This window comes from Undibacterium sp. TC4M20W, assembly GCF_049340245.1.
Taxonomy (GTDB): Bacteria; Pseudomonadota; Gammaproteobacteria; order Burkholderiales; family Burkholderiaceae_D; genus Undibacterium.
Genome location: NZ_JBMPPI010000006.1, coordinates 253,901 through 280,469 on the forward strand (window position 1 = coordinate 253,901; position 26,569 = coordinate 280,469).

Here is a 26,569-nt window from a genome sequence, read left to right on the forward strand (position 1 = left end):
AGCTCATCATGGATAGCCAGCAACTGCATTTCATCCGCAAGCATAGCGAGCCGCATGTAGCGTCAGCTTATTTGCACACGGCAATTGCTGGTGTACTCAGGCATGCAAAAGAAGGCGAACTGCCATTGTTCGCCTTGACCCTGGGCCTGCCACAACAGGAATTGCTGGTGATGCTGGCAAGTGGCTTTCCCGAACCCGGCATGTCAGATGCCAAGATACTCATGAACTTATCAGGTGAGCAGTATCATGCTCTGCTACAAAGCGCGCCTGTCGAATTCATGCAATTGAAACAGCTACTGCTAGATCATCAAGCTGTGTCAGTTAATGTACGGCACGCCAGCTGGCTGGCCAGCGCCATTGCTGCCGCCAGCTTTGGCAGTCGCCACCTGTGGCAAGACCTGGGAGTACCAGGCCGCGAGGCAGTCTCCACGCTGATGCGTGATTATTTCACCGAGCTGTATCTGGCGAATACCCAAAATCTCAAATGGAAGCGTTTTTTATTTGCCGAACCGGGCCGCAAACAAGGCAAAGACGATTTACGTCCACCAAAATGTACGCATTGCGACGACTTCCATGTATGCTTTCCAGATTCAGCAACTACGGCATAGCACAACATGGCAGCGAAAGATAAATCCATCGCCCTGCAAGGCTCAGTATGGATGACAGTCGATGGTGAAAACTTTGGTGGCAAGGGCCGTATTGCACTGCTTGCCCAACTGGCAGAAAGCGGCTCGATTACCCAAGCCGCAAAAGCCGTCAAAATGAGTTATAAAGCTGCCTGGGATGCCATCGACACCATGAACAATCTCGCAGGCGAACCCCTGGTAGAACGCCTGACAGGTGGCAAGGGTGGCGGTGGCACAAGGCTGACCAAGCGCGGCGAACAACTGGTCAGCAATTTCAGGATCATAGAACAGGAACACCGCGACTTCATCGCCCAGCTAGATCGGCAGGCCGTAGGCATTGCCGACGACTTTTTACTCATCAGGAAAATGAATATGAAAACCAGCGCACGCAACCAGTTCCTTGGCAAAGTCAGCCAGGTCAAACCCGGTGCCATCAATGACGAGATAGAACTCGAAATAGCCGGCGGCCAAAAGATTGTCGCCATCATCACTCATGAGAGTACGCTGGAGCTGGGTTTGCAAATTGGTGCAGAAGCCTTTGCACTCATCAAAGCGTCTTCCATCATCCTCATGGAAGAGGACCCCAAAGCCAGGCTCTCAGCCCGCAACCAACTCACAGGCACCATCAGCCGCATCCTGCCAGGCGCAGTCAATACTGAAGTGGTGGTTGAATTGCCAGGTGGTGCGACTTTGGCCGCCATCATCACCAATGAAAGCGCGACCAGCATGGGCTTGGTCGTAGGTGGCACGGTGACTGGCTTGTTCAAGGCTTCGAGCGTGATACTGGGTGTGGCGGGTTGAGGGGGAAGTCTGGTGGCTCATTTCAACGAATAGAATAGGACTTTATGGTCCGTATAATTTTCCCTGAATACGCATTGACCAAAATAGATTTCATGTTTTTGGTGTAGCCATCGTCCGATAATATCTTGGTATATTCCCAGGCCAAGGTATCAAGTTTTTCATAGTACCTGAGCCTGGCGGTCATGTCCTTTTCGAGCAAGCCTTTCTTGATGATGGCACCGTCTTCATCTTGTTCGTGTATGAAAGCCAGGTTTTTTTCGAGAAAACCTTTTCTGGCTACGACGCTTGTTAACTCTCTGAAAGAATGAAACACTTGCTTGTTTGGTGAATTCGCATAAGCAGGCAGGTTAATCTCCTTGAGCACACTCGCGTCAGACTTGAGCCAGATTTCGGCAGGGAAAATGACTTTGGGTGTTCCTGGTAGTTCAAGATCAAAGTGCAATATATAGGCTGGGATTTCCCATTGATAGTCCTTGGAGTTTGGCTCTGTTTTACGTAACTCTTTTGCGTCTATCAATTGGCCGCCTGCAAATTTCAAACGTGCATATTGCACTTCACCCAGGCGTTTTTTCAGGTGCTCAATAAGTCTTGCGGCTACAGGCTGTGGGATATCTGCCAGCGATTTGGGTTCTTTTGGCTGGTATTTGCCGAACGAAACCATCCCATGCCAAGATGGCTCTGGAACTATCTCTGCCAATGCAGGGCAAGTTAGCTGAGTCAAGGCAGCGAGAAAAAGTAAACGTACTATGTGAATATGCTTCATCGTGAAGAATTGATAATATCTTTAATGCGGTAGGTAATTGTTAAACGCTTAGCTATTGTGTGCTTGCAAAAGCATTATTCCACTGTGAATCTCAGGTCACGATTATCCTTAGCCACATTCCCTGCAAAGTCCGCCGCATGGATACGCAAGACATAATCGCCAGGCGCCAGCTTGCTGACATCCCAGCTACCTTTTTTAGCAATGCCATCCTTGACCGTATTGCTGGCCATGTACAAAAACCGGGTTTTCTTTGCGCCATGCACGGTGATGCCGCTTTCTTCTGCATACAATAATTTGACCATTTCACGGTCAGGTGGCAGGGCATTGAATTCCATCGTCATGCGTGGGGTTTCATAGCCAGGCACGGGGCTGCCATCGGTATATAAGAGCTGGTAGCCTAGCTGATACAGACCCAGACGACGGCGTTTGGCATTGCCATCGACCTGGTCATAGGCATCAACGACGATGCCATAGTCTTTGACCTGGCTGGACAGGAGCAGGCGGCCCTGTTGTTTGTCCTTGATCTCTTTGCCGCTGCCATCGATGATGGTGATGTCTTCTATCTGTGGTGCAACGGTATCGACCAGGCCGGGGAAGTTCAGTTGCAGGGGGTTGATTTTGAGGCCCGCATGATTATGTTCCAGATGCACATGGAACATGCGGTTGATACTGCCCAGTGCTTCACCAGTCTTGAAGCGGGTGCCGCGTCTGACACGCACTGCATAGGGTTTGCCATCTGCCAACGTCTGTAGCTGGAATTTATCGTCATCGATCAGCGCGTCTTTGGCGGTGCGCCCGACCTTCATGTGGATGTAAGCCATGCTGTCGAGCTTGATGCCTTCGCTGAGACCAGCGTAGCCCCAGCTACTGCTGGTGCCGCGTACTTTTTCACTGGCGATGGCATACACGGTTGTGCCCATGTTTGCCTGCACATCAAGGCCGCCATGAAAGTGATCACGGCTTTCGCCATCATAATTGCCACGCACTTCACCCATGGTACCGACGACTTCATGCGGTGATTTTTGCGGCTTGACAGGCCATGGGTAGGATTTGATCTCGTCATCAAGACGGGTATTTTTTATTTCCTGCACATTGGCTGGCGCTGCCGGTTTTTGCCCGGCCATGCTGTCAGGCATGCCTTTGGCGTGTAGGCTCACCAATTGCAGACGGGCGGAATCGCTGACCAGCAGACCACCTTTGTCATTCAGCGCTATGCCTGTGGGCTGCAAGAAACGTATGGCCTTTTCATCTCCGGCATCAAAATTGATACCCACTCCTGTCACACCACGCATTTCACCTGTGGGAGAAATCTGTATGATGCGCCCCTTGCCGCCTTCGCCCACGTACAGATGATCGTCGTATGTCGCAATGATACTCAAAGGGCGGCGCATCAGGGGTTTTTCTTCATCATCCAGTGCACGGGCCAGTGTGGTGACTTGTCCATCCTTGCTCAGCCTGCGGATGGCGTCGTTCTTGCTGTCGGCGATGAGTATGTCGCCCTTGCTATTGAGTGCCAGCCCTGTTGGCGTATCAAACAGGGCAGTGGCTGCTGCTCCATCCAGATAACCCGAGCCATTGCCACCAGCGAGTGTGCTGACCTGGCCGTCAGGGCTGATCTTGCGTATGCGGTCATTGTAGGTGTCTGCCACGTAGATATTGCCAGCAGCATCTACAGCTATACCCACCGGGCCATTGAATTGTGCCTCAGCACCTGCACCATCACGATAGCCGGGTTTGCCATTGCCTGCCAATGTAGTCACCATGCCTTCAGGGCTGATGCTGCGTATGGCGTGATTGCCAGTATCAGCCACCAACAAATTACCCTTGCCATCGAGAGCTATGCCAGATGGCGTATTGAAAGCCGCCTGATCAGCCTTGCCGTCGACAAAGCCTTCGACAGAACCGGCATAGGGCGCAACTGCACCATCAGTGCTGATCTTCAAGATCTGGTTATGCTCACCCGCATCACTGACAAAAATAGTGCCCTGCTTGTCTATCGCGACCGCGTAAGGATCAGAGAAATAACTGTTGTCGACATCAGGTAAGCCTGCATATACATCCAGCTCGGCTTGCCATTCAAATGAAGTTGCTGCCGGTTTTTTGATCACGCCCACTTTCACCAGCAAATTGTCTGGCGCAATATCACTATTGTCCTTGCCCAGATAGCGTGCCAGCCCCAGGACTATGGCGATCAAGGCAATAACAAACAGCAGGCGTGTGAGGATGGTTCTGAGCATGAGGCAAATAATAGTATGTACGGCACAAGCCATGCAGCTTAGCTTAAATGCTCTGTACATGCCATCATGGATATTCTGGCCCTGCGCAGGAATTTCATAAATGGATTAGCATCTGGTTTCTGCGCCTGAAAGGCCGCTACCAGATCAACCCAGGAAGGAAACACCATGTCCAGCTCTGTTCTCAATAATTTCCCTATTACTAAAAAATGGCCAGCCCAGCATCCTGAACGCCTGCAACTGTATTCATTGCCGACACCGAATGGCGTGAAAGTCTCTATCATGCTCGAAGAAATCGGTCTGGCCTATGAACCGCACCTGGTCAGCTTTGAGACCAATGATCAGACTTCGCCAGAATTCTTGTCGCTGAACCCCAACAATAAAATCCCCGCCATCATTGACCCGCAAGGCCCAGGCGACAAGCCACTGGCGCTGTTTGAATCTGGTGCCATTCTGATCTACCTGGCAGACAAGACCGGGCAGTGCATCCCCACAGATGCAGCAGAGCGTTATGAATGCTTGCAATGGCTGATGTTCCAGATGGGTGGCATAGGCCCGATGTTTGGTCAGCTTGGTTTCTTCAATAAATTTGCTGGCAAGGCCTATGAAGACAAACGCCCGCGCGACCGCTACGTGGCAGAGTCCACGCGCCTGCTGGCCGTCGTCAACCAGCGTTTGGCAGACCGCAAGTGGATCATGGGCGATACCTATACCATCGCCGATATCGCGATCTTCCCCTGGATACGCAACCTTATCGGTTTTTATGAGGCAGGTGAGTTGGTAGGTATCAATGACTTCCCGCATGTACAACGCGCCCTGGCCGAGTTTGTAGGGCGCCCGGCAGTGCAGAGAGGCTTGTTGATACCGTCTCGCGGATAATGTTCGCTAAAAATATCAGCCTCTTCAGTCTCTTTGGCGGTGCCTTGTTATTTTCTGGCACTTGCCTGGGCGCGACCGTCAGTGATAAACCGCTCAAGTATGTTAGCAAGAATTCCTCGGGGGAGAAGGTAGAGCTCACCATCCCTTTCATCTCAACCGAGGATAGGCAGGTGGCAGATCGTATCAATAACTTTTTGCACATACAGTTATTGAATACTTTGCCACCTGCAAAAGAGGACACTGCTGCAAATACTGCACTGATAGAGCTGGAGCTTCCTCTTGAATCCATGGAGCCAGCATCCTCTGGTTTGCTGAATGGCAAGCGACACTATGCCATCGTAGTCAGTACTGAGGGCTGTGGCGCATATTGCAGCCTGAATGAAATACGTTTTGACTTTGATGCAAGGACAGGGCGTGTCATCACGCCTGTGGAGTTATTAAGCGAGTCTGGTAAAAAGACCCTGGCGATACTTGCGCAAAAAACCAATGCCCGGCGTTTGCGTACAGAAATAGCACGTCTGGAGAAATTGTCCAACAAGGCGACGAAAGAGCGCGGCAAAGAAACGGTAGCTGACCAGATCGAGCTATACGAGCGCTGCCTGGAAGAACGCTATACCAAATCTGGCAGCCTCTACGATTTGTATCTGAAGTATCCTGGTCAGATAAGCATACTTGATGGTGCACTCAGTTTTGACAGCGGCACATGTTCAGCACATGCCAACCGTGCCATTGATGATCTGGGTAATCTGGTCATGACACTCAAGGCACCGCAGTTGACTACTTACCTCAGCAACTATGGAAAATATATTTTGCTAGGCGAGGGGGATGGAGCAATTGCTGACATCAATCCCTATGCCCAGTTTTTTCGCGGCAAGATCAATGGCAACACGCCGATTACCCTGATGCTCACAGATAGTGTTGAAGGTGCATATTACTCAAGCTCGCGCTACTTTTATGACAGGCATCGCCAGGCCATACCGCTCAAGGTAGTACGCAAGAAGGATGTAACCGAGCTGACTGAATTTGACGGCAAGGGCAAACCAAGCGCCACCATCAGTTATCGTCGGGAAGGTAATAAGTTACTGGGGCAGTGGCGCGGGGCAGGTAAGACATTGGCTTTCGAAGCCGCACCTTGAGTTTTGTCCGTATCCCCGCCGTTTCCCTGATATGAGCAAACAAAAATACGATGAATATCTTAAAAAACGGACCGTTATTGCTTGTTCTCACCTTCCACGCTGTTGCCAGCGCTGAAAGCATGAGCAGGTCTGCCGAAATCGACAAGATTTATCAGGAAGATCAAAAAACCCGTACGCTATTTAAACGCGGTGATGTCTATGACAGACCGGCTGAATTGAAGTCGGACGCTGCCAACCGCATGCGTCTGTTTGAAATGATGGTTGATGATCTGCCGTGGAACGCCAGGGATTTTGCTTTGGTCTCTCGGGTTTTTCAGCACACCAATACCGGTGGCGAATCCGAAGAAAATGAGAACTGGCGTTCACAGGAAAATCATTTGCTGGGTTTCTTTATGTCACGCAAGGCGGCCAGGCTGGGTATATTGGAGGAAGCCGGAAGTATGGTTAGCCGTATTGAGCGCTATCTGAAGGCCAGCGGCATCCCCAGGGAGTATGGGCTGGAACTGGTGTCAAAAACGCCTTTCAAGGTGTGTACTATCAACCCCAGGATAAGCGATGAGCAAAGACTGGATGCCGGGCTGCCATTGAGATTGAATGAAATGATGAAGGAATTTTGTCATTGATTGATCAAATACGCTGACTGCAAAACAGCGTATCAGTCTGTATCAATGATTCTTGCGCAACAGGGTTTCCAGCCTGCTGGCCAGGTCTGCATGTTTCTTATGCAGATAATGATAGAGCGGTATCGTGCTGATGGGTGGAGTAAGCATATGTACCGTGCCTTCCAGCTGCATCTCTTTGACCAGTTGCAAACCTGCCTGTTCATCAATGACGATCAGTTCTACCCGGCGGTTCAGCATCTGCCGGAAGGCGGCCTTGATATTGTGCTCGGCATAGCCGGTGCTGAAGCCCTGGGTGTTTTGTTCTATGACCTTGGTGCCAGTCTCATAAGAAAACGTATGTTCCTTGAGGCTGGCCCAGCCTTTGTCGAGGTCGATGTTTTTATCGAGTGCAAAGGCGACGGTATTGGTGGTTGCCAGTGGCACCATGATTTGCAGGAGATTGGGATATTCCACAGCCAGCCCGGCCTTGCGCATGAGCTCACCATCCAGACGCCCGCTATTGGATTCCTGCAGGGCGCGGTTGCCGGGCAGGTTGACGAACTCGATCCGCACGCCGAGTTTTTTATAAAATTCAGTCAGGTGTACGGCGGCGGCTTTTTCCATGGGGCCGCCCTGGCCAAAGGTGGCTATGCGCAGGCTCTCTTGCTGCGCTTGTGCAGGGCAGATTGCACTGAGGTAAAAAATGCTGAATGTGACAAGCCAGTTTGCCACTGTTTTGCCATACTTGTCTGGGATCATGCATGAACTCCAAATCCAGTGCTGGACATTAATTTTTGCCAAGTATTGCTGATACAGGCCAGCTGTGCAATATGAATATTTTGCTCATGTCAGATAGACCATGCCCGGATATATTATGGCCTAATCATGCAGCAAGCTCGCATTGCAGGTAGAATCTCGCCTGTCTAAAATAAATGGGCGAGAGCATGAACGCAACAAGCAACACAGGATTGACTCCACAGCAATTATTTGAAAACAACCGCAAGTGGGCTGCTGCCATCACGGCAAAAGACGCCAATTTCTTCAAGACATTGGCGGCACAGCAAAGCCCTGAATACTTATGGATAGGCTGCTCTGACAGCCGTGTTCCAGCCAATGAATTGCTGGGCCTTTTGCCCGGCGAACTGTTTGTTCACCGCAATATCGCCAATGTGGTCGTGCATTCAGACCTCAATTGTCTTTCTGTATTGCAATTCGCGATTGACGTACTCGGTGTCAAACACATCATCGTCTGTGGCCATTATGGCTGCTCAGGTGTGCATGCCGCCATGACCAACCGCCGTGTCGGCCTGGCTGACAACTGGCTGCGCCATGTCCAGGACGTGCATCAGAAACATGAAAAATACCTGGGTGAGGTTCTCTCAGAGCAAGAGAGAAGTGAACGACTGTGCGAGCTCAATGTCATTGAACAGGTAGCCAACGTCTGCCGCACCACCATCGTGCAAGATGCCTGGGAACGTGGCCAGCCACTGACTGTGCATGGCTGGGTATATGGCCTGCGCGACGGTTTGCTGAGCGAACTTGGCATGACCATCAGTTCTGTTGATGAACTGGCTACGCATCACGCAGCCAGCCTGACACGTTACGATCAATAAAGGCGCCATTGTTGGAATCGGTCGCGGATGAAACAGATGGCTGCTGAATGCAGCCATCGCCCCAATTGCAAGATCAAGGCATCTTCCTGACCGCCTTAATTTAGATGGCATTCAGATGAAATTTAGATGAAAATGCGGAAAAAGGCCGACCTGCCCAGCAAGCTTTGCCAGACTTGCGGCCTGCCATTTAGCTGGCGCAAGAAATGGGAAAAAAACTGGGACGAGGTCAAATATTGTTCCCAGCGCTGCCGCAACGACAGCCAAAGCAATCGCAGTGCCAAACCACAGACTTGAGAGCCGTTATCAGATCGGAAAGCGCCATGCAATCTACTGCACCTGCAACGACATTGCGCCTGATACTCGGTGACCAGCTCTATCCTGCGCATAGCTGGTTTAACCAAACTTCTGACGATGTCGTCTATGTCATGATGGAAATCCGTCAGGAGACAGATTACGTCCTCCATCATGCGCAAAAAATTATCGCTATCTTTGCCGCCATGCGCGAGCTGGCTGCACAACTCCAGGCTGCTGGCCATCGCCTGCATTACCTGACTATTGATGATGCAGATAATACCCAATCCCTGACAGCCAATCTTGATTGGCTGCTGGCACGTTATCAGTGCAGTCAATTTGAATACCAGGAGCCTGACGAATTCAGACTCGATGCACAACTCGCTGCTTACAGCGATGCCAGCAAGGTCAATTGCCGCATGCGTAGCAGTGAACATTTTTTTACCCGCCGTGATGAAGCCGCCATCCTGTTTGAAGGCCGCAAAAAATGGTTGATGGAAAATTTCTATCGTTACATGCGGGTCAAGCACCAGGTCTTGCTGGAAGAAGCCAACAAACCAGTCGGCGGGCAATGGAATTATGACCACGACAACCGCAAAGCCTGGCCCGGCATACCCTGGGAGCCTGCTGATTTCCGGCCTCGGCATGATCATTCAGGCTTATGGAAAACCATACAGCAGGCAGGCATCAATAGTTTTGGTGAGGCGAATGCGGCTAATTTTTCCTGGCCGCTGAACCGGGCAGAAGCACTGGCGCAACTTGATGCTTTCATCCAGCATGCCTTGCCGCATTTTGGCGAGTTCCAGGATGCCATGAGCAGCAAGTCATGGCGCTTGTTTCATTCACTGATTTCTTTCGCCTTGAATGTCAAAATGCTGCAGCCACAAGAAGTGGTCAGCAAGGTCGAGGCTGCACTCTGGGCCGGCCATGCCGCCCTGCCTGCAGTAGAGGGTTATATACGCCAGATACTGGGCTGGCGAGAATATGTGCGCGGCATTTACTGGGCGCAAATGCCAGGCTATGAAGAACATAATTTCTTTGGCCATGAGGCAGAATTGCCAGCATGGTTCTGGACCGGTAAAACAAAAATGCGCTGCCTCTCCAGCGCCATCACGCAATCGTTGGAGCAGGCCCATGCTCACCACATACAGCGCCTGATGGTCATAGGCAATTTTGCCTTGCTAGCGGGCTTGCAGCCACAGCAAGTCCATCGCTGGTATTTGGGTATTTATATCGATGCGTTTGAGTGGGTAGAGCTACCCAATACCCTGGGCATGAGCCAGTTTGCTGATGGTGGTATGCTGGCAACCAAACCCTATGTATCTGCCGCAGCCTATATCGACAAGATGAGCGATTATTGCAAGGGCTGCCATTATGATAAAAAGCAGCGCACTGGCGATAATGCTTGCCCCTACAATGCTCTGTACTGGGATTTTTTTGCGCGTAATGAAGACAAGTTATCCAGCAACCCACGCATAGGCATGGTATATCCGCAACTCAGGAAAATGGATAAAGACGTCTTGCAGGCACTGCGCGGCAGGGCAACAGATATACGTGCCAGGCTCGATGATCTTTAAGTAGATATAGCACCATTTGAAAGCCAGAAAATGAATCCCATACAGCCAAACAAGCTCATGCTTTCCAAATGGACTGCGGTAGAAGTCGTTGCCAAACAAAAGCATTTTCTGGTCAGTAAAGTCTATTTGCCTGAGCAACAAGAAGGGCAGCTTGTCATGAATGCCCAGGTAGAATTTGTTGAGCTTGAAGCCGTCTATACCAAGGCCAGGCGCAAGGTCGCCTGGCGGGAACTGGCTGACACGGCAATGTGGAAGCAAGGATGGCTATGATGGCGGATAGCCTGCTAAGCTCCTTCCCGCAGGGCTTCAGAGCACTTGTGATTGGCGCATCTGGCGGCATAGGTGCGGCATTTGTAGAGCTATTGGCCGCGCAGGAACATTGTAGTTTGGTTGTAAGTCTGCATCGCCAAAGCCAGCCGCCACTGGACTTCGCCAGTGAAGACATCATCGCGCGAGCCGCTACTGCGATGAAAGAGCGTGGCCCTTTTCATCTGATCATCAATGCGACTGGTGTATTGCATACTGCTGACTTCATGCCAGAGAAAAAACTGGCCGATTTGCAGTATGCACAAATGCAGGCGACTTTTCTCGTCAACACCTTTGGTCCGGCCTTGCTCCTTCGTCACTTTGCCCCTCTGCTCGACAAGCAAAGAGCGGTCATGGCCATGCTATCTGCCAAGGTCGGCAGCATAGAAGATAATCACCTTGGCGGCTGGTATAGCTATCGCGCATCCAAGGCGGCACTGAACATGATGATCAAGACCGCCGCCATAGAACTCAAACGCACCCATCCCGATGCAGTCTTATTTGCCTTGCACCCCGGCACGGTCAACACCGCCTTGTCACAACCCTTTCGCGGTGCCAGCATAGGCCGCCCGGTAGCGCAGGCAGCCAGTGAAATGCTGGCGGTGATCAACAGCATGCAGCCTGCACAATCGGGTGAGTTTTATACTTATGCAGGTGAGACGTTACCCTGGTGATTATCAACAGATACTCAGACCAGTTGCATCACTTCATGCACTTGCTTGCGTGGTTTTTGCGGCCAGTTGCCTGCGGCGGCATGACCTACAGTCACCAGCATGACCGGGATTTCTGTGGCGTGCAGATCAAACTCACGCGCCACCGCATCTGCATCAAAACCACTCAAGGCGCAAGATGCCAGGCCCATGCCTTGCGCGGCCAGCATCAGGGTCATCGCCGCCAGCGAGGCTGAGCGCAGGGCTTCATCCCTTTGCAGCACCGCGTTATTGGTATGGCTTTGTTCTGCCATGCCTACCCATGTTGTCAACATCTTGTCGTCAATGATCCCGGCTGCAACAGCAGGGCGCAAGGCGGGTTCCAGTTGCGCGTGGGCATTCAAGGTGCCGCAGATGATGAAAGTCACCGCAGCATCGCTGATCTTTTGCTGATTAAAAGCTGCTGCCTGCAAGCGCTGTTTAGCCTCGTCGCTGACAACCGCCACGAATTTCCAGTTCTGAAAATTATAGGCAGACGGTGCCAGCGTCGCAAGGCGCACCAGTTCGCTGATTTCGCTATTGCTGAGTTTGCGGCTGCTGTCATAGTTATTCGCAGAAACGCGGGACTCAATAATTTCTTGTATGGAAGCGTGCATTTTGTTTTCCTTGATAAAGATGAGAGCGATAAAAATTCAGGCCTGGCTACGCATGCTTTTTTGCATGACGATGACGCTGGCCAGAACGATCAATAAACCCGCCAGTGACATACCCCGCATGCTTTGATCAAGCACAACCCAACCCAGGATGACGGCAGTGATAGGGCTTAACAAACCCAGTGAAGACACAGCAACCGGTGACAAACGCGCTATGCCGCGGAACCACAGGCTATAGGCCAGCAAAGCACCGATGATGGACAGATAGGCATAGCCCAGTATCTGCGTCAGGTTCAGTGCCGGCAGCGGCGCATCCACCAGCAGGCTCAAAGGCAGCAGGATCAAACCGCCCAGCAAGAGCTGCCAGCCAGTGAAAGCCAATACCGGCAAACTGCTTTGCCAGCGCCGCGACAGATAAGTGCCGCCCGCCATGCAGATCGCCCCGGCCGCAGCGGCCGCCAGGCCCACGGCATCCATGACAGCCGTGGCTGATAGCAATAGCGCCGCCATCCCCAATACGGCACAGACACTGGCCGTGATCGCCAACGCGGCTGGCCTGCGCCTGTCCAGCAGCCAGGCCATCGCCATGATCAACAGAGGTTGTATGGAGCCAATCACGGCAGCCATGCCACCCGGCAGGCGGTAAGCTGCAATGAACAGCAGCGCCTGGAAAAAGCCTATGTTCAGCGCAGCCAGCACCAGCAAACGTCCCCATTCACGCGACAAGGGCAGGCGCTTGCAAAACAGCACCAGCAAAATCCCGCTAGGCAAGCAGCGCAGCAGGGCGGCAGTAAACGGCCGGTCTGGCGGCAGGAATTGAGTGGTAACGATATACGTCGAGCCCCAGATGGCAGGGGCAAGGGCAGTCAGCAAGGTATCGAGCCAAAAGCCCAGACGTGAAGATGCATTTGCAGTTTTCATGATAATGTCTTGAGTTCAAGATAAATTCATCTTATCACAAACTATCTTGATATCAAGATAAATGCACATGCCTTGTGTGGTCTTTGAGGTCGCTGTAGGAGGTTAAAGAGCGTAAATACGTGAATCACCATAGGGCTGCCCATATAATGACGACCTATACGCAAACGAATAATTGATGCGCGAATGAATAATCAGGGGAGCAAGATGGCGGAAAAGAAGATGGATGCAGTCGATAAAATTTTGGAACAATGGCGCAATGCCAGACCAGACCTTGATTGCAGCCCCATGGAAAACATAGGCCGCCTGCGCCGTTGCAGTGACCTGCTGAGCCGCGCGCTTGAGAGCACCTTCAATAACTTCGGCATGAGCGCCTGGGAATTCGATATGCTGGCGACGCTGCGTCGCTCCAGCGCCACTTTCTGCATGAGCCCGACCGACCTGTTCTCCAAACTCATGGTCACCTCCGGCACCATGACCCACAGACTGCAAAAACTCGAAGCCAGCGGCTGGATACTACGCCTGCAAAACCCCGGCGACGCCCGCAGCATGCTGGTGCAATTGACAGATACCGGCAAAGACCTGGTAGATCGTGCGCTGGTTGCTCATGTAGAGAACGAGAGACGCATCATGGTTGGTTTAAATGCTGCGGATTTGAAGCGTTTGAATGAGGGGTTGAGGGCGATGCTGGCGGTGTTGGAGAAGAGTGGAGAGGATATCTAAACACTGTTCAGGCCCCAAATCAGCAAGCAAGAAAGCAGAGTTCTCTGGTTTTTTAGCTTATGATTGCAATCCATTTCAATGCAAGCATCACCAAAAATTATGACAGAAATACATATACTGAAAGACCAGCAGCAAGGGGCATTTTTTCGTGGTTTGAGAAAATCCATGCCTTTATGGCTTGTAGTCGGAGTCATACTCATGAATATCTACTTTTATAAATCATGGGTACTGCCAGCTTGCCTGATTGTAGCCTTATGCATCGCAATGCCATGGCAGTTTTCTGGACGTAATAGATGGGGTGATCAATTGATCTTCACTCCAAGTGAACTTACAGTCATGAAAGGTGGTGAGATCGTTGATACGATTGATTTCCAGTCTCTTAAGCAAAAAAATTTTAATGACGATACTTTTACCTGCGTGTGGGAAAAGAATGGCAAAAGAAAATTTATTATTGTTGGACGCGAAAGCTTTAGCGATGAGAGCTGGCAGAAATTGGCAGATGCATACGGGAATTTGAACCATCAAGTTGTTTGATGTTTCTGAATTAGAAGTCTATGAATGATGCTCTGGTGTTTGCAATTCTGACTGCGTTCCTTTTTTCAGGACTATGGTCTTGCTGACAGGGGATGTGTGGTAATCTAGCGTTTCCAAATAAAGTTGCTTGCCTTCTTTGGAAACCAGCAGTTGCAGATTCTCAGTCCCGCCATGCACCTGCGCGTTGGAAAATGTACCGTCCTCACGCGTGGTCGATTCACTCACCCAGTTCCCATAAATAATGAAAACAGAGGCTTTGCTGATAGCCTTGCCTTCTTCATCCACGACCTTGCCTGACACTCTGAGCAAGGAATGGCATGCACTCAGGCAAAGGGAAAAAAATAAAAGTGGCAGAAGCTTGTATTGAATTTTCATTTGCTTGTTCAGAGAATGAGTGAAGCTGATATTTGTTGTAGTTGTGCTCTGATTTGACAGTTACCTGATTTGAAAGGCGGCAATTGTCAGGTCAATTTCAGCAGTACCATAGCTTTTACTCAAAAATAATCGCCTCAACACGCGCAGCCACATCATCAACGATGGCCAGTGGCACTTTTTCTTTAAATTTGGCCTGACGTATTTTCCAGTCCAGTGATTTCATTTGATGACAATGGACTGCACCCTGGGTATCAAGTCCCAATCCCATCAGAGTAACGATCATCCCGTGTGTCCTGGCAGCATCTGCAGCACCTTGGGAAATGGGGCAGATCATCGCCAGACCGCGTTGATTGAAAGCTTTTTGGCTGATCACCAGACCAAAATGCCTGCCTTTCATTTCATGACCGGATGCCGGGTCAAATTGTAAATGGACGATATCACCACGAGCCGGGACGTATGCCGCCATCAGAGGACTTCCAATCCGGCGGGAGGCATTTCATCCCAGCCTTCTACTTTTGGCAGTTCCCCGCCTGGCATTTCTGCCAGCAGCTCTTCGAGCTTGTAACGACGCTTGCTTGGTGCATTGACAGTCATGCGTGCCCCTTCCAGCGAAAGCTCTACTTGGGAGCCTTCCTGCAATTGGTTTTGTTCTATAAACGCTTTGGGAACCGTCATCACCAGTGAGCCACCGGCACGTCGTAATGTTTGCAGCATAATGCCTCCTGATAATGCATCAGTTTTATTTTAGTAGGACTTTTTGTTATACGCAAGTAGGATAATTTTGAATGTATGCGCTTGGCATGCGTCCGATTACGCATGTTGCTGATTAACATTCGTAGGGCGTGATGTACAAGTACATAGGGGCATCACCAGTTTTTGTGCAGCCCTTAATACACTTGAATCTTTCGCCTGGAGTTTTCCCCGTTGCGTCGCAAGCATCGCGCCCATGTTTTTGAAGTCTGTAGGTTTTTCCTGCAAGAGGTGTGCGGCCGTTTGCTTTACACGAGAACTGGTCTCCGTCACCCGTACATTCTTCCTCAACTGGAAAATGCCCTTCTTCGCCATTTTTCTTACCGAAAAATATATGAGCGCTACTGTATTCGCAGCCTCTGTCAGAAATTTCGATAGCTACATTGTGGCTCTTACCTGAAACTTCGCCAGAGCAAGCAGCAGAGCTTGTTAGCGGCGTCAGTAGGGCCGCAAATATAAAGAAGATCAGTTTCATATATTTTTTCGATGCGTCCGATTACGCTACGCTAATTGCACCTACCGCTGTTGCAGGCACCACCCCGTAAAATCCCAAAAACATTCCCGCCGTCAGTTCTATCAACACCTTTTGCTGCTGCTCTTCCAGCATAGGCTGCCCCATCGCGACCTGTGGCCAGAAGGCCAGGGACTTCAGTTGGCCTTGCAGCATGTCGCCCATGAAATAGGGATCGCCAGCTTTTAACTTGCCATCTGCCTGTGCCGCCCTGATCCAGGCGACGATGCCTTCTTCGCGCTTGCTCATGCGCTCTACCATGTCGCGGGCGCGGTCCGGGGTGTGGATGGTGGCGGCCACGGCGACGCGTACCAGGTCGATGAAATTGGTGTCGCTCATCAGGCGCATCTTGTTGCCAAGGAAAGTTTCCAGCTGTTCTCGCAGGTTTTTATCGGCTTGATAGCGAAAATCATCCTGAGAAACAGCGCTTTGCCACAATTTTAACAATATTGCGGCGAACAAATCGTCTTTACTAGGGAAGTGGTTGTACACCGTGCGTTTGGAGACGATGGCCGTGGCGGCGATCTTGTCCATGCTGGTTGCATCGAAGCCATTGAGGCGAAATTCATGGATGGCTGCCTGCAATATTGCTTCGCGCTTGCGGTCGGTCTGGCGTACGGGTTCTGACATTTTGAAATTTTATTATCTGATGTGCTGGTTGAGCCTGTCTGGCTGCGATAAAAGAATTTTACACTAAGTAGTTTACTTTTTCAGATTTAGAAACTACACTGTGTAGTGTAAATATTCGACGCAGTATTTTTCTTGTGTAGTTTTGTGCAGTTGCCAGGCGCAATCATTTATGCCCCGAATTTCGCGGTTTGTATTCAGTCTCTTCATGACAGGAGTGTTGATCATCATGGCTTATGTTTCTTACCCCAGCAATGCCCAGAATTTACCCGTCGTTGCTTCTGCAATTACGCCTGCAACACCGGCTCCCGCTACTACAGGCGGTTTTGTCAATGACAAAGAGATGCGCGAACCCGGCTTGTGGGGCAATCTCAAAATCATGTGGAAATTTTTCTTTGACAAGCCCAAAGACACTGTACCGGGTGGCAGCATTCCCGTGTTTGAGCTGACTCAAGAGCAGTTGCTGGCCGCGCCAGACAATAGCCTCTATCGCCTCGGCCATTCAACCATGCTGATGAAGTTGCAAGGCGAATTCTGGCTGACTGATCCTGTGTTTTCTGAGCGTGCATCGCCCTTCCAGTGGATGGGCCCAAAACGTTTTCACCAGCCACCAATCAGCATTGCAGACCTGCCGCCTATCAAGGGTATCATCCTGTCGCATGATCATTATGATCACCTTGATTATGCCGCTATTTTGCAACTGGCGAAAAAGACCGAGCACATCCTGACGCCGACAGGTGTTGGTGACCGTCTCATCAAATGGGGTATAGCTGCCGACAAAATTCAGCAACTTGGCTGGTGGCAAAGCACCTGGATCAATGGCACGCAGTTTGTCGCCACACCTGCCCAGCATTTTTCTGGCCGTGGTTTGCATGACCGTGACCAGACTCTGTGGGCATCATGGAGCATACTCACGCCTGAACTGAAAATATTTTTCAGTGGCGACACCGGCTACTTCAAGGGCTTCAAAGAGATAGGCGACAAATACGGCCCGTTTGACCTGACCATGATAGAAACCGGTGCCTATAACAAGATGTGGCCTGATGTCCACATGCAGCCTGAACAATCGCTGCAGGCTCATATTGATTTGCGTGGCAAAACCATGCTGCCCATCCATAACGGCACTTTTGATTTATCACTGCATAGCTGGTTTGAGCCGTTCGAGCGCATTGTCGCGCTGGCCAAGCAGCATAATGTGCGTATCAGTACGCCGCAGATGGGTGAAGAAGTCGATATCGCTGAACCACAAACCGGCATGCGCTGGTGGTTGTTCCCCATGGCGCAGGCCAGCAAGCCTGTGTCTTTGCAGTCTGTGCTGGCTGATTGATTACCAGATACGCTTATACAGATACATCTACACAGAATATGGCTACAAGGCAGGCCGGGTTTTTTTAATCAAAAATCTGGCCTTACTTGATTATGGGTAAGGCAGCGCCAGCCAGCACAAACAAAGTCCCGCACGATCGGTTAAAAAGTTTCTCGCCTCGCTCCAGCCAGGGGCGTAGCTGGTGGGCCAATCTGGCCAGCAGGCATTCGACCACAAATTCCATGCCCGCAAATGTCACCGTCATGATCAGGAATTGCGTCAGCAAAGAGCGCTGTAGATCAATAAACTGCGGCAAGAAAGCGCCATAGAACAGGATCACTTTTGGATTCGCAATGGCGGTCAGCAAGCCGGTGCGGAACAGAATGTATCCGTGCGCACTGCCCTTGTTGTCTTTCAGCGAGAGATGCAGGGCGGGTGCGCGCCATAACTGTATGCCCAGCCAGACCAGATAAAGCCCGCCGCCTATCTTGAGCACCAGCAGGGCATGTGAAGATGCCTGTAACAAGGCGCCGAGCCCAAACATGGACAAGGCAATCAGGGCAGTAAAACCCACCACGCCGCCAGTGATGGTCCACAAGGCTTTTCTTGCGCCATACATCGCGCCATGTGTCATTGCAAGCAAGCCATTTGGGCCAGGTGTCAGCGACAGTCCCAGTACTGTGATGGCGTAAATAATCCAGATGCTCAATGCCATGTTTTCTCCCGTTTCTATGCAATCAGTGTAAACAGGATCATGTTTTATAAATGGTATTATCTGGACTTATTGAGGTAAATTATGGACATGGGCTATGCGTACTGAAACGACTGTGGCAGACATACGCCTGCTGATCATGCCTTTGCCAGAATTTGCGATGCTGCCGTTTGGAGGATTTTTGGATAAGCTGCGTTTTACCGCAGATGAGGCCGACTACAGCCGCCAGCGTTATTGCACCTGGCGAATCCTCGGACTGGAAACTGGCAGTATCAAATCCAGCAGTGGCATAGCCATACAAGTTCAGACCACCACGGCAGAAATTAATTATGCAGACTTTGATTACCTGGTAGTTTTTGGTGGCAGGAACGCGCAGGCGACACAGGCGCTCGCACCACGCTACAAAAACATCCTGCGTAAAGCGGTAGGGCACGGCGTAAAGCTGGTCTGTATTGATAATGCCTGCTTCCTGCTGGCCGCCTGTGGTTTGCTGACTGGGCATAAAGTTGCGCTGCACTGGCGGCATGAAGCTGAATTCCGTGCCTCATTCCCACGCATAGAAGTCGTCAGCGGGCAGATGTATTGTTTTGATGGCGAGCGCATTTCATGTGCCGGTGGCATGGCAGCGATAGACCTGGCGATAGAAATGCTTGCGCGTGCCTGTGGCCGCAGCCGTGCGCTGAAGGGCCTGGCCGACATGCTGGTTGATGAGGCACGCAGCAGCAGTCATGAGTTGCGCTCACTTGATATAGAAGCTGCAACGAGCCGCCATACAGGTCGTGCTATTGCCTTGATGCGCAGCCTGCTCAGTACCAGCAAGACCATCGATGAACTTGCGGGCATGGTCGGCATCAGCAGGCGGCAGCTGGATCGCCAGTTTTTGTCTGAGCATGGCATGACGGCAAAGAATTACTGGAATGAGCTGCGCCTGCAACATGTGCAATGGCGCTTGCTCAATTCTGCCCACAGTATTGCTGTCATCGCAGATGAAGCAGGCATAGCCGATGTCAGTTATCTGGGAAAGATATTCCGCAAGCGTTTTGGCATGTCGCCTGCGCAATGTCGAAAAGCATCACCGGGTATGCCGTCAGACTTATAGCTGCACATCTGTACTGTGATCAACATACACATGCCCAGAAATACCGTGACGTAGGGCGCATTGCAATGCGCCGCATGACGTTGCATACTCGGGAAATAATCTGTGCCGTGCGCGCCGTTTACATGCGGCGCATTACAATGCGCCCTACGACATCTACTTTTTTACCAATGCCAGACATTTCCTGTCCTCAAGGCTGCCGTATAAAATCGACGAGATCCAGCGTCTTCTGATCCGGCCTGGGCGTGAAAAAACTCACTGCCATCATGGTGATGAAACCAGCCGGCACACCGAATACACCTGCCGATATAGGCGCAATGCTGAACCACTGATTCGCCGGACTGCCACCAAATATAGGGTGGGTGTACAGCATATAAAACACGCAGACTACAAAGCCGGCAATGATGCCGCAAATGGCACCCTGGCGGTTCGCACGCTTCCAGAATATGCCCAATACCAGGCAGGGGAATAGTGCTGATGCAGCCACTGAAAATGCCGCACCTACCAGTGACAGAATATCAGCAGGCTTGAGCGAAGCCACATAGGCTGCCACCAATGCCACCACCAGTAACAGCAGCTTGGATATCGTCACCCGCTTTTGTGTTGAGGCTTGCGGGTCTATGATTTTGTAATAAATGTCGTGCGACAGGGAATTCGATATCGTCAACAGCAAGCCATCCGCAGTAGAGAGTGCAGCTGCCAGGCCTCCAGCTGCCACCAGCGCAGATACCACATACGGCAGGCCGGCAATCTCGGGTGTGGCCAGCACGACGATGTCACCATCAAGTACGATTTCGGCCAACTGGACTATGCCGTCATGGTTGATGTCGGTGATATTTACCAGAGGATTATTGCGGTCTATATTGGCCCAGTAAGTGACCCAGGCAGGTAGCTTGGAAAATTCTGTGCCGACCAGGGAATTATAGATATCGTATTTAACCAGTATCGCCAGTGCCGGTATCGTGATGTACAGCAGCATGATAAAGAACAGTGACCAGAATACTGAATCGCGGCTTTCCTTGACCGAGGGCGTGGTGTAGTACCGCACCAGCACATGGGGCAGCGCAGCAGTACCCATCATCAGGCACAGTACCAGTGCCATGAAATTATTGCGTTTGCTGTCAGACTCTTTCTGGTCTTTGGCAGCGTAGGGAGTATATTTGGAGAAGCCGGGTTGCGATTTACTCAGGTAGTTATTGCGTATGTCGTTCCAGCGGTTTTGTGCCTCTTGCGGCGTTTTGGGATAATTCGCCAACACCCGGCTGGCGGCTTTGATATCCAGCAGCGAGGCATTGCCTGATTTTAATTCTTCGAGTTTGTGCTGCAATTCAAAACGGCCATCTTCCCATGATTGCGGCAATTGTTGAATTTTCTTTTGCAGCTCGTCGGCACGCTGGTGGTAAATAGCCCTGACTTCTTTTTCCCTTGGATCTGATTCAAAGATTTTTTCCTTGTTGACCAGCTCAGGCAGCACCGCCCCGTACGAGAGCGGCGCGACCGGGTTATTGGTGTGTTTGACTGACAGCCAGGCAACCGGGATCAGGAAGGCGATAATGATGATGATGTATTGCGCAACCTGGGTCCAGGTTACGGCACGCATGCCACCCAGGAAAGAACAAACCAGTATGCTGGCCAGGCCGAGGAAGATGCCGACAGAAAAATCCACACCGGTAAAGCGTGATGTTATCAGGCCCACACCATAAATTTGCGCGACCACGTAGATGAAGGAAATGAATACCGTGGCAATCACAGCCAGTATCCTGACCATATTGTTTTCCGGGTTACCGGCAAAGCGTGCACCTAGAAAATCAGGGATCGTGTATTGACCAAACTTGCGCAGGTAAGGCGCGATCAGCATCGCCACCAGACAAAAACCGCCAGTCCAGCCTATGATGTAGGCAAGGCCATCAAAGCCCTGCAAATACAGGCCGCCAGCCAGGCTCAAAAAACTCGCGGCAGACATCCAGTCTGCCGCCGTTGCCATGCCATTGAAAACCGCAGGCACGCGCCGCCCGGCGACATAATATTCGCTGATGTCAGCCGTACGGCTGACTACGCCTATGCCTGCATACAGCACAATAGTGGCAAACATGAACAGATAACCTATCCAGGCGCGCGGCACGCCTTCTTTTTCGAGTATGGCCAGACTGATCAGGAAGATGAAAAACAGCAGCGTGTACCACAGGTAATACACCGTCAATCTTTGTGTGAAGGTTTTTTGCCCCATGTGATCAGCTTCCTTTTTGCCTGCGGCCTATCCAGCCCATGCTGAGTGAATAGATAGCCAGTATCAGCACAAAGCTCAGCGTCAGGCCTTGCGCCGCCATGTAGAAAGAAAACGGCCAGCCAAAGAAAACCACGCTGGACAATTCACGCGCAAAGAACAGTACACAAAAGCACAGCACAGCCCAGCAAGCCATCAGGGCCACGGTCAGTCGCCGGGTATGCCGCCAGTATTGTTTGCTGACACTGCCAGCCTGCTCAGGTGCTGTACTCATGACAAGCCCTCCATGGCAAGTTCATCGTAAGGATTCAACTGGAAAGAAATGCGGAACACGCAGCCTGGGTAGGCCGGGTCTTGCGGTTGCGGATTATCGAGTATTTCTATCCTGGCCTCGTGCTGGCTGGCGATCTCGCGCACGATAGCCAGGCCCAGGCCACTACCTTGCACATTGCTGCCGAGGATGCGGTAAAAACGCTCGAACACGTGCCCGCGTTCTTCAACCGGTATGCCACGGCCATTGTCTTCCACTTCCAGTACTGCCAGTGCCTGTTCATGGTCGGTACGCACCCGTACGGTCACACTATGGTCTTGCGGGGTATAGCGCAATGCATTGTCGATGAGGTTGCTGAGCATTTCACGCAACATCAGCGGGCTGCCAAAGATCAGCACGGAATTTTTATCCTGCTCAAAACCCAGGTCTATTTTTTTTGCGAATGAAGCCTGTATCCAGTCCTGCACCACATTGCGGGCCAGGATGTTCAAGTCTATCTGTTCGCGTGGTTGATTGGCCGGTGCCAGGTTTTCTGCGCGTGCCAGTGTCAGCAACTGGTTGACCAGGCGCGTGGCTGCTTCTGAACTGGTGGCCAGTTGTGTCAGTGACTGATGTATCTCTTGCTGGTCGGTCTGGCGCAGGGCCAGCTCTGACTGCATGCGCAAACCGGCCAGCGGGGTTTTCATCTGGTGTGCTGCATCGGCGATAAAGCGCTTCTGGATAGCGATGGTTTGCGCCAGCCTTTCCAGCATTTCATTGAGTGATTTGACGAGGGGTGTAATCTCTTCCGGCACATGGCGTGAATCGATGGGGCTGAGATCATCCGGCCTGCGTGCGCGTATGCGCTGCTGCAATTCTGCCAGAGGTGACAAGCCTCGGCTCAGGGCAAACCAGACCAGTGCCAGAGCAATCGGCAGGATAATGAATTGCGGCAGGATTACGCCCTTGATGATTTCATTGGCCAGCAAGGCGCGTTTTTCCAGTGTCTCGGCGACCTGTACCAAGGCTAAATGCGGGTCTGTATTCGGGCCGGGTTTGCCTGTCTTGTTGAGGTCGATATAACTATAGGCAATGCGTATATCTATGCCGCGCAAGACGGCGTTCCTGAACTGGACTGTGCCTATGGTCGGTTTGTCTTCTTCAATGGGAGCGGGAAGATCACGGTCACCATCGATGAGCTGGTCTTTGCTGACCTTGATCTGAAAATAGATATTGTCGAGATCATCTGCACGCAAAATATCTCTTGCAGGGTTGCTGAGCTGGGTAACGACCTTGCCATCTATCTCTTTGACCTGCTGTGACAATACCAGTACATTGTCTTCTAGCGCCCGGTCAAAGGGCTGGTTGGCGATGGATTTTGCCACCAGGTAGGTGATGGCAATGCTCATCGGCCATAGCAGCAAGAGCGGTGCCAGCATCCAGTCAAGGATTTCGCCAAACAGGGAACGTTGCGTTTTTTCTTCGGGCTGCTTGCCAGCCAGGCTGTCAGGCGCTGCTGCGTCGCTGTCATCCCTGCCTGGCTGTTGACTCATTTTTGTTCAGTGCTGGCGGTAGGCGCCGCAGTAGCAGAGTTTGTTGCCGGGGCAGTGGCAGGGACAAAGAATTTTTCCAGGCAATAACCGAGACCGCGCACTGTCGCAATACGCACACCATCCACCTCTATTTTCTTGCGCAGGCGGTGCACATACACTTCGATGGCATTGTTACTGACTTCTTCACCCCATTCGCATAGATGATCGACCAGTTGTTCCTTGGACACCAGCCGCCCGGTACGTTGCAACAGCACTTCCAGCAAACCCAGTTCACGCGCTGACAAGTCCAGCATCTGCTCATGGATATAGGCAATACGCCCGACCTGGTCATAAGTCAGCGGCCCATGCTTGATGACGGTAGGCCCGCCACCTGCACCACGCCGCGTCAGTGCACGCACGCGCGCTTCGAGTTCAGACAGGGCAAAGGGTTTGGCCATGTAATCATCGGCACCGAGGTCCAGACCCTTGACCCTTTGTTCGACAGAGTCTGCAGCCGTCAGTATCAGCACAGGCAAACGCGAATTACGCGCCCGCAAACGGCGCAAGACTTCTGGCCCGCTCAACTTGGGCAAGCCTAAATCAAGGATCAGCAAATCAAAGTCCTGGGTAGTCAGCGCAGTATCTGCTGCCTCCCCATCATTGACACAATCAGTGGCATAGCCGGATTGCCTGAGCGAGCGGGTCAGACCGTCGGCCAGTACACTGTCGTCTTCTGCTAGCAAAATACGCATGATGAATTCGTTTTACGGTGGTTTGTCTCTGTTATCGGATGTCAGCATGCAGGGATTTTTACCCGGCGACATCTCTTTCTATTTTGTCACGTTGCTGAGATTTGCGCCGCGTGCAGGATCAACTTTACCTCAATATCAGGTTTTGCTGGAGTTACGCAGGGATATATTTGCGCCATGACAAGGATTTGTCGTTGAAGGGCATCAGGGGAGCAGTTGTGGACAACATCAAAGCCAGAACTGGTGCGTCAAGACGCACCGCCTGGGCGTTTGAATTATGGTAACTGCTTGTTTATCGTCACCCTGAAATAATCTACATCGACATAATCATCCCCAGCAGAAGGTGATGCATCAGGCCGTACGCTGAACAAACCCATCTGTGCACCAACCCAGCGGCCCATCGTCGCAGTGAACTCATCGCCAATCGCATTGAATTGCTGATTGTCGGTGCTGTAATAGAATTGCGTTTTGCCACCTGCCTGCACCACCATGCGCAAATAGGCTGTGTTGCTGTCCAGTGGCAGGCTGGCGCGTACCACTTCTGCGCATTTTGCTTCTGTCTTGTCGCAAGTCGATAAGAGTAACTGTCTTGCCTTGTCTTGCTGGCGCACGCCCAGCCAGGCATAGTTGAAGCCATACATGATGAGGCCAGTGCTGCTGCTGTTTTGCAGGTGGCTGAGGTCCAGTCTGGTATCTACTGTGAATTGTTCGGCTGGTAGTTTTTGTAAAAGCAAGGAGGGCACGTCCCACAGGTTTTTGCGTTCTGCATAGCTGCTGTCGGCTTGAGTGTGCAGGCGCAGGTGCTGTGGCCTGGCTGTCAATGAATACCATTCTGGTTTCCAGTTGGCGTTCCACTGCCACTGCAGGCCCAACTTGCTGTCTTTGAATTCATCGGTAGTCGCAGGCTGTACTTGCGGGAAGCTGCCTGCTACCGGCATCGCATGTCTGAGCACGGGTTCACCTGTTCCGGTATTGTTGACATCGTCACCGATGACGGGCCAGCCATTTTTCCAGTGCATGGGTTGCAGGTGCACGATGCGACCATAGGCGCGCTTGTCCTGGAAGTGGTAAAACCAGTCAGTGCCTGCTGGCGTCTGTACCCAGGCACCTTGGTGCGGGCCATTGGTGGTTGACTTGCCCTGTGCCATGACGATCTTGTCTTCATACGGGCCCTCGATATGGCGTGAGCGGAATACCGATTGCCAGCCTTCTTCCACGCCGCCAGCCGGGGCAAAGACATAGTAGTAGCCCTGATGTTTGTAGAACTTGGGGCCTTCCAGTGTCTTGTAGCCAGGCAGCTTGTTGCCATCGATAACGACCTTGGCATCGGTATCCAGTATCTGTGTCGCCTCCTTGTTCATGCGGCGCAGGCTCAGCATATTGTTGATGCCAGCACGACTTTTGGCCCAGGCGTGTAGCAGATAAGCCTGGCCATCTTCATCCCACAAAGGCGTAGGATCGATGATACCCTTGCCTGCCAGCAGCAGGTGAGGTGTAGTCCAGGGGCCGCTGAAATTTTCTGCCGTCATCACATAAATGCCCTGGTCAGGATCAGGATAAAAAATCCAGAAGCGCTGGTCGTGATAACGCAGACAGGGTGCCCACACTCCCTTGCCATGCTGTGGCCGGGCAAAATCCGCGAGTGGCAATTGCTGTGGCAAGGCATGCCCCACCAGTTGCCAGTGCACCATGTCTGCCGATTCCAGCAAAGGCAAGCCGGGTGCACTATTGAAACTCGATGCCGTCATGTAATAGCGCTTGCCTACACGGATGACATCGGGGTCGGAATAATCGGCATGGATGATGGGATTCTGGTATTGCGCCTGGTCGGCATGGGCGGCATGTTGGGCATGCGCCGGTATAGCCAAAACGGGTGCCAGCAGAAAGGCAGCCAGTAGCCGGGGCAATAGTCCAGTTTTTCTTGTCATCATGTATTGTTTTGGGTTTTGGTTGACCAAATTTAAATTGGTAAGACCAATTATGCGATGCAAAGCCGTGGTGTGCAAGCATGGTTTGCAGATGGAAGGCAAAAATCAGGATGTTGCGCAAGTCAGCTGATTGCAATTTCTTGTTGACTTCACTGATTACACGTGTAATCATTAATTGTCGATTACATCTGTAAATGAATGTC

31 protein-coding genes are annotated in these 26,569 nt (G+C 51.6%); 15 read left to right on the forward strand and 16 right to left on the reverse strand.

Translation table 11 applies throughout. The features are described 5' to 3' along the window. Positions 1 to 8 precede the first annotated feature (8 nt). A complete protein-coding gene (locus ACO0LL_RS10715) occupies positions 9 to 608 on the forward strand; it encodes a nitrogen fixation protein NifQ (protein WP_422950851.1) in 600 nt (199 codons plus the stop codon). Between the two features lie 6 nt (positions 609 to 614). Further along, on the forward strand, positions 615 to 1,427 hold the full coding sequence (locus ACO0LL_RS10720) for a TOBE domain-containing protein (protein ID WP_422950852.1): 813 nt from the start codon (positions 615 to 617) through the stop codon (positions 1,425 to 1,427). Positions 1,428 to 1,449: 22 nt separating this feature from the next. Here the strand turns inward: ACO0LL_RS10720 and ACO0LL_RS10725 are convergent, their stop codons facing one another. Further along, complete coding sequence (locus tag ACO0LL_RS10725) at positions 1,450 to 2,190, reverse strand: hypothetical protein (RefSeq protein ID WP_422950853.1); 741 nt, start codon at positions 2,188 to 2,190, stop codon at positions 1,450 to 1,452. Positions 2,191 to 2,264: 74 nt separating this feature from the next. Further along, positions 2,265 to 4,427, reverse strand: a complete 2,163-nt coding sequence (locus ACO0LL_RS10730; RefSeq protein ID WP_422950854.1) for a gluconolaconase — start codon at positions 4,425 to 4,427, stop codon at positions 2,265 to 2,267. Between the two features lie 165 nt (positions 4,428 to 4,592). On the opposite strand from ACO0LL_RS10730, the gene ACO0LL_RS10735 reads away from it, so the two are divergent. The 3 genes from ACO0LL_RS10735 (at position 4,593) to ACO0LL_RS10745 (ending at position 7,062) form a co-directional block, all read left to right on the forward strand. Then, positions 4,593 to 5,303 (forward strand): glutathione S-transferase N-terminal domain-containing protein, encoded by a 711-nt coding sequence (locus ACO0LL_RS10735; protein ID WP_422950855.1) that lies wholly within the window; start codon positions 4,593 to 4,595, stop codon positions 5,301 to 5,303. Then, the gene (locus tag ACO0LL_RS10740; RefSeq protein ID WP_422950856.1) at positions 5,303 to 6,439 is read left to right on the forward strand and encodes a hypothetical protein; all 1,137 of its coding nucleotides are present in this window, start codon (positions 5,303 to 5,305) and stop codon (positions 6,437 to 6,439) included. The genes ACO0LL_RS10735 and ACO0LL_RS10740 overlap by 1 nt, the downstream gene beginning before the upstream one ends. 119 nt (positions 6,440 to 6,558) lie before the next feature. Further along, on the forward strand, positions 6,559 to 7,062 hold the full coding sequence (locus tag ACO0LL_RS10745; RefSeq protein WP_422950857.1) for a hypothetical protein: 504 nt from the start codon (positions 6,559 to 6,561) through the stop codon (positions 7,060 to 7,062). 42 nt (positions 7,063 to 7,104) lie between these two features. Here ACO0LL_RS10745 and ACO0LL_RS10750 read toward each other — a convergent pair whose 3' ends face one another. Continuing rightward, a complete protein-coding gene (locus ACO0LL_RS10750) occupies positions 7,105 to 7,800 on the reverse strand; it encodes a hypothetical protein (protein ID WP_422950858.1) in 696 nt (231 codons plus the stop codon). A 185-nt stretch (positions 7,801 to 7,985) separates the two neighbouring features. Between ACO0LL_RS10750 and can the strand changes: the two genes are divergently transcribed. From can to ACO0LL_RS10775, 5 genes are all read left to right on the forward strand, one after another. Next, a complete protein-coding gene (can, locus tag ACO0LL_RS10755) occupies positions 7,986 to 8,654 on the forward strand; it encodes a carbonate dehydratase (RefSeq protein ID WP_422950859.1) in 669 nt (222 codons plus the stop codon). A 126-nt stretch (positions 8,655 to 8,780) separates the two neighbouring features. Continuing rightward, the gene (locus ACO0LL_RS10760) at positions 8,781 to 8,948 is read left to right on the forward strand and encodes a DUF2256 domain-containing protein (protein WP_422950860.1); all 168 of its coding nucleotides are present in this window, start codon (positions 8,781 to 8,783) and stop codon (positions 8,946 to 8,948) included. A 26-nt stretch (positions 8,949 to 8,974) separates the two neighbouring features. After that, positions 8,975 to 10,522 (forward strand): cryptochrome/photolyase family protein, encoded by a 1,548-nt coding sequence (locus ACO0LL_RS10765; RefSeq protein ID WP_422950861.1) that lies wholly within the window; start codon positions 8,975 to 8,977, stop codon positions 10,520 to 10,522. 30 nt (positions 10,523 to 10,552) lie between these two features. After that, positions 10,553 to 10,792, forward strand: a complete 240-nt coding sequence (locus tag ACO0LL_RS10770) for a TIGR02450 family Trp-rich protein (RefSeq protein ID WP_422950862.1) — start codon at positions 10,553 to 10,555, stop codon at positions 10,790 to 10,792. Next, positions 10,783 to 11,502, forward strand: coding sequence for an SDR family NAD(P)-dependent oxidoreductase (locus tag ACO0LL_RS10775; RefSeq protein ID WP_422950863.1), 720 nt, complete (start codon positions 10,783 to 10,785; stop codon positions 11,500 to 11,502). The genes ACO0LL_RS10770 and ACO0LL_RS10775 overlap by 10 nt, the downstream gene beginning before the upstream one ends. Before the next feature lie 14 nt (positions 11,503 to 11,516). Here the strand turns inward: ACO0LL_RS10775 and ACO0LL_RS10780 are convergent, their stop codons facing one another. Beyond that, entirely contained in the window at positions 11,517 to 12,134 is a 618-nt protein-coding gene (locus tag ACO0LL_RS10780) for a nitroreductase family protein (RefSeq protein ID WP_422950864.1), read from the reverse strand. Positions 12,135 to 12,170: 36 nt separating this feature from the next. Then, entirely contained in the window at positions 12,171 to 13,052 is an 882-nt protein-coding gene (locus tag ACO0LL_RS10785) for an EamA family transporter (RefSeq protein WP_422950865.1), read from the reverse strand. A gap of 204 nt (positions 13,053 to 13,256) precedes the next feature. Here ACO0LL_RS10785 and ACO0LL_RS10790 point away from each other — a divergent pair, with 204 nt between their 5' ends. Further along, positions 13,257 to 13,772 (forward strand): MarR family winged helix-turn-helix transcriptional regulator, encoded by a 516-nt coding sequence (locus ACO0LL_RS10790; RefSeq protein ID WP_422950866.1) that lies wholly within the window; start codon positions 13,257 to 13,259, stop codon positions 13,770 to 13,772. A gap of 78 nt (positions 13,773 to 13,850) precedes the next feature. Beyond that, the gene (locus tag ACO0LL_RS10795) at positions 13,851 to 14,306 is read left to right on the forward strand and encodes a hypothetical protein (RefSeq protein ID WP_422950867.1); all 456 of its coding nucleotides are present in this window, start codon (positions 13,851 to 13,853) and stop codon (positions 14,304 to 14,306) included. An 18-nt stretch (positions 14,307 to 14,324) separates the two neighbouring features. Here the strand turns inward: ACO0LL_RS10795 and ACO0LL_RS10800 are convergent, their stop codons facing one another. From ACO0LL_RS10800 to ACO0LL_RS10820, 5 genes are all read right to left on the reverse strand, one after another. Beyond that, on the reverse strand, positions 14,325 to 14,591 hold the full coding sequence (locus ACO0LL_RS10800; protein ID WP_422950868.1) for a hypothetical protein: 267 nt from the start codon (positions 14,589 to 14,591) through the stop codon (positions 14,325 to 14,327). Positions 14,592 to 14,796: 205 nt separating this feature from the next. Next, positions 14,797 to 15,147 carry a type II toxin-antitoxin system PemK/MazF family toxin gene (locus tag ACO0LL_RS10805; protein WP_422950869.1) on the reverse strand — a complete coding sequence of 117 codons (351 nt, stop codon included), beginning with the start codon at positions 15,145 to 15,147 and terminating at the stop codon, positions 14,797 to 14,799. After that, a complete protein-coding gene (locus ACO0LL_RS10810; RefSeq protein WP_162060618.1) occupies positions 15,147 to 15,395 on the reverse strand; it encodes an AbrB/MazE/SpoVT family DNA-binding domain-containing protein in 249 nt (82 codons plus the stop codon). Before ACO0LL_RS10810 ends, ACO0LL_RS10805 begins: the two co-directional genes overlap by 1 nt. A 112-nt stretch (positions 15,396 to 15,507) precedes the next feature. Continuing rightward, positions 15,508 to 15,906, reverse strand: coding sequence for a hypothetical protein (locus ACO0LL_RS10815; RefSeq protein ID WP_422950870.1), 399 nt, complete (start codon positions 15,904 to 15,906; stop codon positions 15,508 to 15,510). Between the two features lie 21 nt (positions 15,907 to 15,927). Next, positions 15,928 to 16,572 carry a TetR/AcrR family transcriptional regulator gene (locus ACO0LL_RS10820; protein WP_422950871.1) on the reverse strand — a complete coding sequence of 215 codons (645 nt, stop codon included), beginning with the start codon at positions 16,570 to 16,572 and terminating at the stop codon, positions 15,928 to 15,930. 226 nt (positions 16,573 to 16,798) lie between these two features. Between ACO0LL_RS10820 and ACO0LL_RS10825 the strand changes: the two genes are divergently transcribed. Further along, complete coding sequence (locus tag ACO0LL_RS10825) at positions 16,799 to 17,896, forward strand: MBL fold metallo-hydrolase (RefSeq protein ID WP_422950872.1); 1,098 nt, start codon at positions 16,799 to 16,801, stop codon at positions 17,894 to 17,896. An 82-nt stretch (positions 17,897 to 17,978) separates the two neighbouring features. Here ACO0LL_RS10825 and ACO0LL_RS10830 read toward each other — a convergent pair whose 3' ends face one another. Next, positions 17,979 to 18,590: a LysE family translocator gene (locus ACO0LL_RS10830; protein WP_422950873.1), complete on the reverse strand. Its 612-nt coding sequence runs from the start codon at positions 18,588 to 18,590 to the stop codon at positions 17,979 to 17,981. Between the two features lie 94 nt (positions 18,591 to 18,684). Here ACO0LL_RS10830 and ACO0LL_RS10835 point away from each other — a divergent pair, with 94 nt between their 5' ends. Next, complete coding sequence (locus ACO0LL_RS10835; protein ID WP_422950874.1) at positions 18,685 to 19,686, forward strand: GlxA family transcriptional regulator; 1,002 nt, start codon at positions 18,685 to 18,687, stop codon at positions 19,684 to 19,686. Positions 19,687 to 19,873: 187 nt separating this feature from the next. Here the strand turns inward: ACO0LL_RS10835 and ACO0LL_RS10840 are convergent, their stop codons facing one another. Genes ACO0LL_RS10840 through ACO0LL_RS10855 form a run of 4 tightly spaced genes read right to left on the reverse strand, consistent with a single transcriptional unit; the run spans position 19,874 to position 24,441 of the window. After that, on the reverse strand, positions 19,874 to 21,910 hold the full coding sequence (locus tag ACO0LL_RS10840; RefSeq protein WP_422950875.1) for a sodium:solute symporter family protein: 2,037 nt from the start codon (positions 21,908 to 21,910) through the stop codon (positions 19,874 to 19,876). A 4-nt stretch (positions 21,911 to 21,914) separates the two neighbouring features. Further along, complete coding sequence (locus tag ACO0LL_RS10845; RefSeq protein ID WP_422950876.1) at positions 21,915 to 22,181, reverse strand: DUF4212 domain-containing protein; 267 nt, start codon at positions 22,179 to 22,181, stop codon at positions 21,915 to 21,917. Then, positions 22,178 to 23,710: a sensor histidine kinase N-terminal domain-containing protein gene (locus ACO0LL_RS10850; RefSeq protein ID WP_422950877.1), complete on the reverse strand. Its 1,533-nt coding sequence runs from the start codon at positions 23,708 to 23,710 to the stop codon at positions 22,178 to 22,180. Before ACO0LL_RS10850 ends, ACO0LL_RS10845 begins: the two co-directional genes overlap by 4 nt. After that, positions 23,707 to 24,441, reverse strand: a complete 735-nt coding sequence (locus ACO0LL_RS10855; RefSeq protein ID WP_422950878.1) for a response regulator — start codon at positions 24,439 to 24,441, stop codon at positions 23,707 to 23,709. The genes ACO0LL_RS10850 and ACO0LL_RS10855 overlap by 4 nt, the downstream gene beginning before the upstream one ends. Here ACO0LL_RS10855 and ACO0LL_RS10860 point away from each other — a divergent pair. Continuing rightward, a complete protein-coding gene (locus ACO0LL_RS10860; RefSeq protein ID WP_422950879.1) occupies positions 24,440 to 24,619 on the forward strand; it encodes a hypothetical protein in 180 nt (59 codons plus the stop codon). The two genes, ACO0LL_RS10855 and ACO0LL_RS10860, sit on opposite strands and share 2 nt — an antisense overlap. A gap of 94 nt (positions 24,620 to 24,713) precedes the next feature. On the opposite strand, the gene ACO0LL_RS10865 is transcribed toward ACO0LL_RS10860, so the two are convergent. Beyond that, entirely contained in the window at positions 24,714 to 26,366 is a 1,653-nt protein-coding gene (locus ACO0LL_RS10865; protein WP_422950880.1) for a glycoside hydrolase 43 family protein, read from the reverse strand. Between the last annotated feature and the right edge of the window lie 203 nt (positions 26,367 to 26,569).

Excerpts from the sequence above, each read along its gene's own strand:
- ACO0LL_RS10715 (WP_422950851.1), top strand. The coding sequence starts at position 9 with ATGGATAGCCAGCAACTGCATTTCATCCGCAAGCATAGCGAGCCGCAT.
- ACO0LL_RS10720 (WP_422950852.1), top strand. The coding sequence starts at position 615 with ATGGCAGCGAAAGATAAATCCATCGCCCTGCAAGGCTCAGTATGGATG.
- ACO0LL_RS10725 (WP_422950853.1), bottom strand. The coding sequence starts at position 2,190 with ATGAAGCATATTCACATAGTACGTTTACTTTTTCTCGCTGCCTTGACT.
- ACO0LL_RS10730 (WP_422950854.1), bottom strand. The coding sequence starts at position 4,427 with ATGCTCAGAACCATCCTCACACGCCTGCTGTTTGTTATTGCCTTGATC.
- ACO0LL_RS10735 (WP_422950855.1), top strand. The coding sequence starts at position 4,593 with ATGTCCAGCTCTGTTCTCAATAATTTCCCTATTACTAAAAAATGGCCA.
- ACO0LL_RS10740 (WP_422950856.1), top strand. The coding sequence starts at position 5,303 with ATGTTCGCTAAAAATATCAGCCTCTTCAGTCTCTTTGGCGGTGCCTTG.
- ACO0LL_RS10745 (WP_422950857.1), top strand. The coding sequence starts at position 6,559 with ATGAGCAGGTCTGCCGAAATCGACAAGATTTATCAGGAAGATCAAAAA.
- ACO0LL_RS10750 (WP_422950858.1), bottom strand. The coding sequence starts at position 7,800 with ATGATCCCAGACAAGTATGGCAAAACAGTGGCAAACTGGCTTGTCACA.
- can (WP_422950859.1), top strand. The coding sequence starts at position 7,986 with ATGAACGCAACAAGCAACACAGGATTGACTCCACAGCAATTATTTGAA.
- ACO0LL_RS10760 (WP_422950860.1), top strand. The coding sequence starts at position 8,781 with ATGAAAATGCGGAAAAAGGCCGACCTGCCCAGCAAGCTTTGCCAGACT.
- ACO0LL_RS10765 (WP_422950861.1), top strand. The coding sequence starts at position 8,975 with ATGCAATCTACTGCACCTGCAACGACATTGCGCCTGATACTCGGTGAC.
- ACO0LL_RS10770 (WP_422950862.1), top strand. The coding sequence starts at position 10,553 with ATGAATCCCATACAGCCAAACAAGCTCATGCTTTCCAAATGGACTGCG.
- ACO0LL_RS10775 (WP_422950863.1), top strand. The coding sequence starts at position 10,783 with ATGGCTATGATGGCGGATAGCCTGCTAAGCTCCTTCCCGCAGGGCTTC.
- ACO0LL_RS10780 (WP_422950864.1), bottom strand. The coding sequence starts at position 12,134 with ATGCACGCTTCCATACAAGAAATTATTGAGTCCCGCGTTTCTGCGAAT.
- ACO0LL_RS10785 (WP_422950865.1), bottom strand. The coding sequence starts at position 13,052 with ATGAAAACTGCAAATGCATCTTCACGTCTGGGCTTTTGGCTCGATACC.
- ACO0LL_RS10790 (WP_422950866.1), top strand. The coding sequence starts at position 13,257 with ATGGCGGAAAAGAAGATGGATGCAGTCGATAAAATTTTGGAACAATGG.
- ACO0LL_RS10795 (WP_422950867.1), top strand. The coding sequence starts at position 13,851 with ATGCAAGCATCACCAAAAATTATGACAGAAATACATATACTGAAAGAC.
- ACO0LL_RS10805 (WP_422950869.1), bottom strand. The coding sequence starts at position 15,147 with ATGGCGGCATACGTCCCGGCTCGTGGTGATATCGTCCATTTACAATTT.
- ACO0LL_RS10810 (WP_162060618.1), bottom strand. The coding sequence starts at position 15,395 with ATGCTGCAAACATTACGACGTGCCGGTGGCTCACTGGTGATGACGGTT.
- ACO0LL_RS10815 (WP_422950870.1), bottom strand. The coding sequence starts at position 15,906 with ATGAAACTGATCTTCTTTATATTTGCGGCCCTACTGACGCCGCTAACA.
- ACO0LL_RS10820 (WP_422950871.1), bottom strand. The coding sequence starts at position 16,572 with ATGTCAGAACCCGTACGCCAGACCGACCGCAAGCGCGAAGCAATATTG.
- ACO0LL_RS10825 (WP_422950872.1), top strand. The coding sequence starts at position 16,799 with ATGGCTTATGTTTCTTACCCCAGCAATGCCCAGAATTTACCCGTCGTT.
- ACO0LL_RS10830 (WP_422950873.1), bottom strand. The coding sequence starts at position 18,590 with ATGGCATTGAGCATCTGGATTATTTACGCCATCACAGTACTGGGACTG.
- ACO0LL_RS10835 (WP_422950874.1), top strand. The coding sequence starts at position 18,685 with ATGCGTACTGAAACGACTGTGGCAGACATACGCCTGCTGATCATGCCT.
- ACO0LL_RS10840 (WP_422950875.1), bottom strand. The coding sequence starts at position 21,910 with ATGGGGCAAAAAACCTTCACACAAAGATTGACGGTGTATTACCTGTGG.
- ACO0LL_RS10845 (WP_422950876.1), bottom strand. The coding sequence starts at position 22,181 with ATGAGTACAGCACCTGAGCAGGCTGGCAGTGTCAGCAAACAATACTGG.
- ACO0LL_RS10850 (WP_422950877.1), bottom strand. The coding sequence starts at position 23,710 with ATGAGTCAACAGCCAGGCAGGGATGACAGCGACGCAGCAGCGCCTGAC.
- ACO0LL_RS10860 (WP_422950879.1), top strand. The coding sequence starts at position 24,440 with ATGATGAATTCGTTTTACGGTGGTTTGTCTCTGTTATCGGATGTCAGC.
- ACO0LL_RS10855 (WP_422950878.1), bottom strand. The coding sequence starts at position 24,441 with ATGCGTATTTTGCTAGCAGAAGACGACAGTGTACTGGCCGACGGTCTG.
- ACO0LL_RS10865 (WP_422950880.1), bottom strand. The coding sequence starts at position 26,366 with ATGACAAGAAAAACTGGACTATTGCCCCGGCTACTGGCTGCCTTTCTG.